7 protein-coding genes are annotated in these 6807 nt (G+C 59.2%); 5 read left to right on the top strand and 2 right to left on the bottom strand.

What is annotated here, in order from left to right; translation table 11 throughout:
• The first annotated feature begins 396 nt into the window (after positions 1–396).
• Positions 397–867 carry a DUF1289 domain-containing protein gene (locus ACIOVB_RS05360; RefSeq protein WP_187680252.1) on the top strand — a complete coding sequence of 157 codons (471 nt, stop codon included), beginning with the start codon at positions 397–399 and terminating at the stop codon, positions 865–867.
• 84 nt (positions 868–951) lie between these two features.
• Here the strand turns inward: ACIOVB_RS05360 and ACIOVB_RS05355 are convergent, their stop codons facing one another.
• Entirely contained in the window at positions 952–1815 is an 864-nt protein-coding gene (locus ACIOVB_RS05355; protein ID WP_401265526.1) for a universal stress protein, read from the bottom strand.
• Positions 1816–1974: 159 nt separating this feature from the next.
• On the opposite strand from ACIOVB_RS05355, the gene ACIOVB_RS05350 reads away from it, so the two are divergent.
• The 3 genes from ACIOVB_RS05350 to ACIOVB_RS05340 all read left to right on the top strand — a co-directional run bounded on the left by ACIOVB_RS05350 (position 1975) and on the right by ACIOVB_RS05340 (position 4714).
• Positions 1975–2577 carry a tRNA-(ms[2]io[6]A)-hydroxylase gene (locus ACIOVB_RS05350; RefSeq protein ID WP_401265523.1) on the top strand — a complete coding sequence of 201 codons (603 nt, stop codon included), beginning with the start codon at positions 1975–1977 and terminating at the stop codon, positions 2575–2577.
• Between the two features lie 142 nt (positions 2578–2719).
• Positions 2720–3427, top strand: coding sequence for a response regulator (locus ACIOVB_RS05345; RefSeq protein WP_401265538.1), 708 nt, complete (start codon positions 2720–2722; stop codon positions 3425–3427).
• On the top strand, positions 3428–4714 hold the full coding sequence (locus tag ACIOVB_RS05340; protein ID WP_401265522.1) for an ATP-binding protein: 1287 nt from the start codon (positions 3428–3430) through the stop codon (positions 4712–4714).
• A 66-nt stretch (positions 4715–4780) separates the two neighbouring features.
• Here ACIOVB_RS05340 and ACIOVB_RS05335 read toward each other — a convergent pair whose 3' ends face one another.
• Positions 4781–5578 carry a MipA/OmpV family protein gene (locus ACIOVB_RS05335; protein WP_401265520.1) on the bottom strand — a complete coding sequence of 266 codons (798 nt, stop codon included), beginning with the start codon at positions 5576–5578 and terminating at the stop codon, positions 4781–4783.
• Positions 5579–5822: 244 nt separating this feature from the next.
• On the opposite strand from ACIOVB_RS05335, the gene glsB reads away from it, so the two are divergent.
• Positions 5823–6731, top strand: coding sequence for a glutaminase B (gene glsB / locus ACIOVB_RS05330; protein ID WP_187680255.1), 909 nt, complete (start codon positions 5823–5825; stop codon positions 6729–6731).
• The last annotated feature ends 76 nt before the right edge of the window (positions 6732–6807 follow it).

The following is a 6807-nucleotide window of genomic DNA, read 5'->3' as shown; positions in this document are numbered from 1 at the left end:
TCAGTGGTCCCACACGGGTGTGCGGGACGCTCCGCCCGACAGGGTCGTACTCGTGCGGTGCGTGGCGTTGTGGGCCACTTAGCCAGAATTACCGACCATTCCTTACAGAAGCTGCTTTCAAAGTTTTACGCCTGCAGAACGGGGAGCTGATGAGGGTTGGCGTTGGGTTTTTCCCCGCTGGAAAAACCCTTCGCCAACACCGCTCTGAAGGAACGACTGTGCTCGTGACGCTTTGAAAACAGCTTCTAACGGACATTGGCGCCTTAAAAGGCTGGCTGATTCTACGGCAAAAAAAAATTAAAGGTAAGTTCGTCCCTGATGTTTGAGGGGTGATGAATGTTAGACAAAGGGCTAACATGCCGACCTGTTCCGCGTTTCAGTGCCTTTGCCTACCTTATGCCCAATCAGACCATCAAGACCCCCTGCGTCGGCCTCTGCTCCACTGTTTACGGTGATCTGGTGTGCCGTGGCTGCAAGCGTTTCCATCACGAAGTGATCAACTGGAATGGTTACGGTGAGGAGGAAAAGCGTGCGGTGTGGTTGCGCCTGGAACAATTGCTGTCACAAGTGATGGCGGGCAAGGTCGAAATTTTCGATCCCGCGCGCCTTCGCCAGCAGCTGGAACAGCGCAAGATCCGCTTCGTGCCGCATCAGTCGGAATATTGCTGGGCGTATCAGCTGATTGCCCGGGGGGCGCGGGTGATCATTAATCTCGAAGCGTATGGCATGGTGCTGCTGCCGGAGTTTCGTGACTGGAATCTGCCGGAGTTGCGCGATGCCATTGATCGGGAATTCTTCCTGCTGTCGGAAGCGCACTATCAGCGCTACATCGCGCCTGGCTTTTTGAAGGACGCCTTCGGCGCCTGAAAGTCAAAAGATCGCAGCCTTCGGCAGCTACAGGGAAATGCGATCTACCTGCAGGAGCTGCCGAAGGCTGCGATCTTTTGATCTTTAGTGCTTCGCCGTCAACTCCACCAGATGATCCTCAACCTCCTGCGGCTTGAGCACCAGCACATCACTTTCCAGCTCATCCAGCACCACTTCAGCGGTATTGCCGATCAGCGCCCCTGACAAGCCTGTGCGCGCCACGGTGCCGATCACGGTCACCGCCGCTTGCAGCTTGTGCGCCATAAACGGAATCAACACATCCGCCGGGCCTTCCTCGATGTGCAAATGTGCGTCGTCGACGTCGAATTCCGCCTGAAACGCCCGGCACTGTTCACGATAGCGCGCCTCGATGGTCTCACTGAGTTGCAGCGTGGGGTCTGCGGCCGACAACATCGGCGACGGGTGGGCGCTGATCACATGCAGATGCCCCTTGGCCAGGCTGGCAATGTCATAGCCATGATCAATGATGGTGGTGTGCAGATGACGGTGCTCACCGTCGACATTGCCCACGTCGACAGCGGCCAGAATCACCCGATCCTTCCAGGACGTGGACGTTTTCACCAACAGCACCGGAGTAGGGCAGTGGCGCAGCAGCTTCCAGTCCGCCGGGGTCAGCAGGGCTTTTTTCAGCGTACTGTCAGGAAAGTGCTGTTTGACTACCAGTCCGCAGCCTTCGGCCTGCTGCACGTCGATGATGGTTTCGTGCAGGCTCTCGTTCCACGCCTGCTCAGTGGTCACGCTGTAGCCGTCCTCCAGCAGCGCAGCCTTGAGCACGCTGAGCATGGCAGCGTGGTCGTGCTTCTTGTCGCACACCAGCAGGTGCAGATGGGCCTGGGTCACCCCGGCGATCAACTTGGCGCGCTTGAGCGCCAGACTTTCCGAGTGTTCGGGTTCGATGACCACCAGAATGCTGCGAATGGCTTGCATGAGCGGAGTCTCCAGCAAAGAAAAGGCACGGCGTTGCACAACTATAGTTGCTGCTCCAACACCTGCGACTTGATGCATATCAACACCCGCCGCTGGTGGTCTGCGGACAGGCCGGTATAATCGGCGGCCTTCGCTCGAACACCTTTTACCGTGAGCCCCATGATCCTTCCCGAAATCCACGAATTCCTTGGCTGCCGCACACCCGACACCTGGGTGCAGGCGGCACTGGCCGATCAGGAAACTCTACTGATCGACCACAAGAACTGCGAGTTCAAGGCGGCCAGCACCGCGCTGAGCCTGATAGCCAAGTACCATTCCCACGTCGATCTGATCAACATGATGTCGCGTCTGGCCCGGGAAGAACTGGTGCACCACGAACAGGTCATGCGCATCATGAAGCGCCGCAAGATCGAGCTGCGTCAGTTGCATGCCGGCCGCTACGCCTCGGGCCTGCGCAAAGTGGTACGCAGCCATGAGCCGGTGAAACTGGTCGATACGCTGGTGGTCGGGGCGTTTATCGAAGCGCGCAGTTGCGAGCGTTTCGAAGCACTGGTGCCGCATTTGGACGAAGAACTCGGCAAGTTCTACTTTGGCCTGCTGAAAAGCGAGGCGCGGCATTTTCAGGGTTATCTGAAGCTGGCTTATCAATATGGCGATGCAAAAGACATCGCTCAGGTGATCGAGAAAGTGCGTGCTGCCGAGCAAGAACTGATCGAATCGCCGGACGACGAGTTCCGTTTCCATAGCGGCGTACCTGCCTGAGATTGTTAAAAACTCTTAAGAGTATGAAACATCACCGAAAACCGGCCCCAGTGGCCGGTTTTTGCTGCCCGCTGTAAACGCCACAACAATGTTTGCCGCCATAATGGCGCCCACTTCACACATGGGTTGGCAAATGGTCGTTATGGATAACCTGGGTTTTGGCAAAGTCCTGCTGGTGGAAGACGACGAGCGCCTTGCCGCACTGATCGCGCACTTCCTCGAACAGCACGGCTACGACGTGCGCACGGTGCATCGCGGTGATCTGGCCGTGGCCGCGTTCCATGAGTTCAAACCGAAAGTGGTGGTGCTCGACCTGATGCTGCCGGGGCAGAGCGGTCTGCACGTGTGCCGGGAAATCCGCAGTGTGTCGGACACGCCGATCGTGATTCTGACCGCCAAGGAAGACGATCTCGACCACATTCTGGGCCTTGAGTCCGGTGCCGATGACTACGTGATCAAGCCGATCAAACCGCCGGTGTTGCTGGCCCGATTGCGCGCATTGCAGCGGCGGCAGGCGCCGGACAGTGGCGTGGTCAGTTCTCTGGAATTCGGTCAGTTGAGCATCGACCGCAGTTGCCGCGAGGTACGCCTGGCGGGCGAGATCATCGAAATGACCACCATGGAATTCGAGCTGCTGTGGTTGCTGGCCAGTGCGGCCGGCAATACGCTTTCACGCGATGACATCCTCAACCGTATGCGCGGCATTGCCTTCGATGGGCTGAACCGCAGCGTCGACGTGTACATCAGCAAATTGCGCAACAAGCTCAAGGACAACCCACGCGAACCGGTGTGCATCAAGACCGTGTGGGGCAAGGGTTATCTGTTCAATCCGTTTGCGTGGGAGCTGTAGATGCTGCGGTTATTTCTCGGTCTGTTCCTGGTGATGACGGTGGGGCTGGTGTTGGCTCTGCAAACGGTCGAGCGCACATTCGACGCGCTGCTCGATTATCAGATGGAGGATTACAACCGCGAGGCGATGCGTGGGCAGGCCTGGACGCTGAGCGAGCTATTGCGTGGCCTCGACGGCCCGGCACGGGAAAAGCAACTTGAGGCCATTCGCCCGCACTACGGTTCGGGGCTGACGCTGGTTGAAGCCGAACAACTGGCATTGAGCGACAAGGAAAAAACCGAGCTGGCTCAAGGGCGGCTGGTGATCCGCGACAAGTACACCCACTACATCGGCTCAATTGATGGCGGCTCGCAGCTGCTCAGTATCCGTCTGCCGGCCGAGCCCAGTTTGATGCCGTTTTACCTTGCGGCGGCGTATCTGATGATCGCGGTGATGATTGGTTTCGTCCTGTTCTTCTGGGTGCGTCCGCACTGGCGTGATCTGGAAAAACTGCGCCTGGCCGCCGAACGTTTCGGCGACAACGATCTGTCAGTACGCATTCAGCTGTCCAAACGCTCGAACATCCGTGATCTGGCCGAGCATTTCAACCTGATGGCCGCACGTATCGAAAGCCTCATCGCCAATCAGCGCGAATTGACCAATGCGGTATCCCACGAACTGCGCACGCCGATTGCGCGGCTGTCGTTTGAGCTCGATCAGCTCAAGCAGTCTCCGGACGCCAGCCAGAATCGCGAACTGATTGCCGATATGTACGCCGACCTTGGCGAGCTGGAGGAAATGGTCTCCGAGCTGCTGACCTATGCCAGCCTCGAGCGCGGCGCGACGGTGATCAAGCGCGAGAACATTCAGGCGGCCAATTGGCTGGACAGCGTGGTCGGCAGTGTGGCGCTAGAGGCAGAGGCGGCGGGGGTGCAGTTGTTGATCGGTGATTGCCGCCTCGACACGGTGCGCATCGAGCCACGGTTCATGGCACGGGCGGTGATCAACCTGCTGCGCAATGCAATTCGCTATGCCGAGCAGCGTGTGGAGGTGACGCTGGTGCGCACGGGTGATTACTACGAAGTGCGGGTCAACGATGACGGGCCGGGGGTGCCGGTGGATGGACGGGAGAAGATCTTTGAACCGTTCTCGCGGCTGGATGCCAGCCGGGATCGCCGCACGGGTGGTTTTGGCCTGGGATTGGCGTTGGTGCGGAGGGTCTCGCAATCCCATGGTGGGCAGGTCGAAGTCGGGGATTCGCCTTGGGGCGGGGCGTCGTTTCGCATGACCTGGGCGCATCTGGATTGATTGCACTGTCAGTGGCGGCCTCATCGCTGGCTTGCCAGCGATGAGGTCATCAAAGACGCCACAAAATCAAAAGCTGTACGCCACCTGCCCAACCACTGAAGTCTGCAACCTGCGCTCGACAATCGGGCTGTCCGCAGCCTCACTACTCAGGTACTGCACCGCCAGCACCGAAGACACACTCCAGCGCTCATCAATGGGCAACGTCCAGGTCAACTCTCCACCGCGACTGATCAGCCCGCCTTTCGCCTCATAAGCGCCGAACTTGCTGCGCGCAGCCTGCGCCGAGCTGACGCCGTACCAGGTGCGCAGGTAATCGCCATCGCCAAACTGGCTGTTCAACCCGCCGATCACTTTGCCATAGCGACCTTCATACAACGGCAGGTTGATGCTCAGCTTCAGGCGATTCCACGACGAGCCGGTGTCGCGGTCATCCTCGTCCTTTTCCAGCGCATGCTCGAAGCTCGCTCCAAGAATGATCGGTCCCATGTGGTAGCTGCCATCCACGCCCAACACCGGGCGTGATTTGATCGAACCCATGCCGTTCAACTCGTCAGAGCCTTTGAATCCGCTCTTGCGATCCTTGCGCACATCGCTGGCTCCGACGTAGACGCTGAGGCCGAAATTGTCCTCATCAAACCCCCAACCCAATCCCCGACCAGTGTCGAGAAAAAAGCCCTGGGGGCTGACCACTTTGACACCCACCAGCGGCGCCGTTACCCGCTCATCACTGCCGCTGTAGCGCGGCGCGTTGACCACGCCTGCATGCAGGGTCGTGTGCCAGTCTTCGGCGCGCAACGAACCGCCGGGAATCAGCAAGCAAAGGGAAGTCAGAGACAAGGAGAGTGTGCGAAACGGAACTGGCATGAGGCACCCGAGAGTCATGTGGATGCGCCCATGCTAGGTGGCTGCCGGCCAGCAATCTTTGGCAGCTTTGTCGCGAAACTGTCAAAGACTGTGAAGGCAACCACCAGGTGCTCTCCGATAGCAGGGGTGTGCGCTTGAGCCTGGAACATTTTGCTCGACACCCGCCGGTGTGATTCGACCCGCGCCGGCAGCGTCTAGCCCCAGTGTCCCCGCAATCCCATGGGGCGAGACTTCGGAACCCGGCATGCAAGCGCTGTTGAACGAGATCCTGGATGCTGTCCGGCCCCTGATCGGTCAGGGCAAAGTGGCTGATTACATTCCTGCCCTCGGCACCGTGCCGGCCAATCAGTTGGGCATCGCCGTGTATGGCAACGACGGCGAGATGTATTTTGCCGGCGACGCCGAGACGCCGTTCTCGGTGCAGAGTATTTCCAAGGTGTTCAGCCTGGTGCAGGCGATTGATCACTCGGGTGAGGCGATCTGGGAACGCCTCGGCCATGAGCCGTCCGGTCAGCCGTTCAACTCGCTGGTGCAACTGGAATTCGAGCGTGGCCGACCGCGTAATCCGTTCATCAATGCCGGTGCGCTGGTGATCTGCGACATCAACCAGTCGCGCTTCGCCGCACCGACCCTGTCGATGCGTGATTTTGTCCGGCGCCTGTCGGGCAATCCGCAAGTCATGATCGACGCCAAGGTCGCTGATTCCGAATATCAGCACCGTGCGCGCAACGCGGCGATGGCGTACCTGATGCAATCCTTCGGCAACTTCCACAACGACGTCGAGTCGGTTCTGCGTAGCTATTTCAGCCATTGCGCGCTGCGCATGAACTGCATTGATCTGGCCCGGGCGTTCTGCTTTCTGGCCAACGACGGTTTCTGCAAACACAGTGGCGAACAGATTCTGACGCGCCGCCAGACCCAGCAGGTCAACTCGATCATGGCCACCAGCGGACTGTATGACGAGGCGGGCAACTTCGCCTATCGCGTCGGCCTGCCGGGTAAAAGTGGCGTGGGCGGCGGGATCGTCGCGGTGGTGCCGGGGCAGTTCACTGTGTGCGTGTGGTCGCCGGAGTTGAATGCTGCGGGGAATTCGCTGGCGGGGATGGCGGCGCTGGAGATGCTCAGTTCGCGGATTGGCTGGTCGGTGTTCTGACCCGATCAGTCAAACACCACAAAATCCGGTGGGAGCTGGCAAGCCAGCTCCCACCGGGATAGCGGTGTTTGCGGAA

Origin of the sequence: Pseudomonas sp. NPDC087639, assembly GCF_044743385.1 — a bacterium.
Lineage (GTDB): Bacteria > Pseudomonadota > Gammaproteobacteria > Pseudomonadales > Pseudomonadaceae > Aquipseudomonas.
Note: the sequence above shows the minus strand (reverse complement) of the source record. Positions and strands in the feature narration are given on the sequence as shown.